Annotated in this window: 2 protein-coding genes and 1 pseudogene; 2 read left to right on the forward strand and 1 reads right to left on the reverse strand. The window is 57.8% G+C overall.

Features of this window, described 5'->3' with window-relative positions; all coding sequences use genetic code 11:
• Window positions 1-226, forward strand: a 226-nt coding sequence (locus F6K46_RS39510; protein ID WP_293118156.1) for a hypothetical protein, incomplete at its 5' end; no start/stop codon positions are given.
• 104 nt (window positions 227-330) lie between these two features.
• On the opposite strand, the gene ctrA is transcribed toward F6K46_RS39510, so the two are convergent.
• Entirely contained in the window at window positions 331-1,068 is a 738-nt protein-coding gene (ctrA, locus tag F6K46_RS39515) for a response regulator transcription factor CtrA (RefSeq protein WP_293118159.1), read from the reverse strand.
• Between the two features lie 326 nt (window positions 1,069-1,394).
• On the opposite strand from ctrA, the pseudogene F6K46_RS39520 reads away from it, so the two are divergent.
• Window positions 1,395-1,795: pseudogene (locus F6K46_RS39520) on the forward strand (hypothetical protein); the annotation flags it as partial.

The following is a 1,795-nucleotide window of genomic DNA, read 5'->3' on the forward strand; positions in this document are numbered from 1 at the left end:
GGCTATGGCAGCGGACTATTTTGAGCCTGCGCGGGAAGAAGAGATTGAGGATCTGCCGGAGGATTCCGCTGCTCCAGTTCGACCTGATCCCGCTCTCAGGCAACTGCTCGAGCGGCCGGACGACCGCCTGCTGAAGGACGTGGGATTGAGCCGCGACAGCGCCTTCGCCGAAGTGGCGCGCTTCTGGCGGGAATGGTCGCGCCGGCGCGATCCCTGGCATCTTTAAGTGCCGCGGCGAAATTTGCCGAGAGAGGAAAAGAAAATGGCCCGCGCTGCGATCAGCGCGGGCCAGTTTTCAGGTCCGGAGTGTTTCGGAGAGGGGCCTGCTTATCAGGCGGGAACCGCTTCCTGCTCCTGGTCGGAGTTGCTCGCCGGCTGGCTGTCCTGTCCACCGACCGGATCGCGCAGCACATAGCCACGGCCCCAGACGGTTTCGATGTAGTTCGCGCCGCCGGTCGCCGCCGAAAGCTTCTTGCGCAGCTTGCAGACGAAGACGTCGATGATCTTCAGTTCCGGCTCGTCCATGCCGCCGTAAAGATGGTTCAGGAACATCTCCTTGGTCAGGGTCGTGCCCTTGCGCAGGGACAGCAGCTCGAGGATACCGTATTCCTTGCCGGTCAGATGCAGCGGTTGGCTGTCCACCTCGACGGTGCGGGTGTCCAGGTTCACCGTCAGCTTGCCGGTCTGGATGATCGAGTCCGAATGGCCCTTGGAGCGGCGGACGATCGCCTGAATACGGGCAATCAGTTCACGCTTGTCGAAGGGCTTGGTCAAATAGTCGTCGGCGCCGACGCCCAGGCCCTTGATCTTGTCGTCCAGACCGTTCAGGCCGGACAGGATCAGGATCGGGGTCCTGACCCGAGCGGCGCGCAAACGCCGGAGAACCTCGTAGCCGTCGATGTCCGGCAGCATGAGGTCGAGGATGATAATGTCGTAGTCATAGATCTTACCGATCTCAAGGCCGTCTTCACCCATGTCGGTGGTGTCACAGACGTAGCCTTCGGATCGCAGCATCATCTCGATGCCCTGTGCCGTCGCGGAATCGTCCTCGACCAGAAGTACTCTCATAGCTCCAACCCAAATGGTTAAGATTATTCAAGATTAAGTCCGTTAACCATTTTGGGGAAGCTTTATTAACAAACTCTTACCTAAAGCCGGTTATGTACGAACAAATTTTCGATTCGCGCGGCAGCTTTGAGAATTTTTTCCGATAAGAAATTGATAAGATTGATAAAAGCCGGGTTAAGCTAAAAGCGCAAAAAATTTTCCCAACGCGATTGAAGTTCTCGTTTGGGGGGCAAAAAAGAGTCTTGAGCCGCGTCTTTAATCCTCCGTTAAACGTAATCGGAGATCTTTCCGTTCGTTGGGGTTAGCCATAACCCCTTGAATTGCGGATGGTATGCGTGCCCCTTTCTTCTTCCTCGCTGATTGCTGAAATTGAGCAGATTCCCAGTTACCAACTTTACGGCAGGGTCGCCGGAATCCTCGGGATGCTGGTGGAGGTCGCCGGCCTCGAGCGAGTCCTTTCAATCGGTGCACGTTGTAACCTGGTGGCCCGGGGCAACCGCCGGGTGCCGGCGGAGGTGATCGGCTTTCGCGATAAACGCGCACTCGTGTTGCCTTTTGGCGCGCTCGATGGCGTCGGTCTGGGCTGCAAGGCCGAACTCGCAGATTCAGATCCGGTGATCCGACCGCATCACGCCTGGCTCGGACGGGTCATTAATGCTCTCGGAGAACCGGTTGACGGCAAGGGACCGCTGACCAGCGGTATGGATCCCTACCGTCTGCGCGCCTC

It is taken from the genome of Moorena sp. SIO3E8 (assembly GCF_010692445.1).
Taxonomy (GTDB): Bacteria; Cyanobacteriota; Cyanobacteriia; order Cyanobacteriales; family Coleofasciculaceae; genus Moorena; species Moorena bouillonii.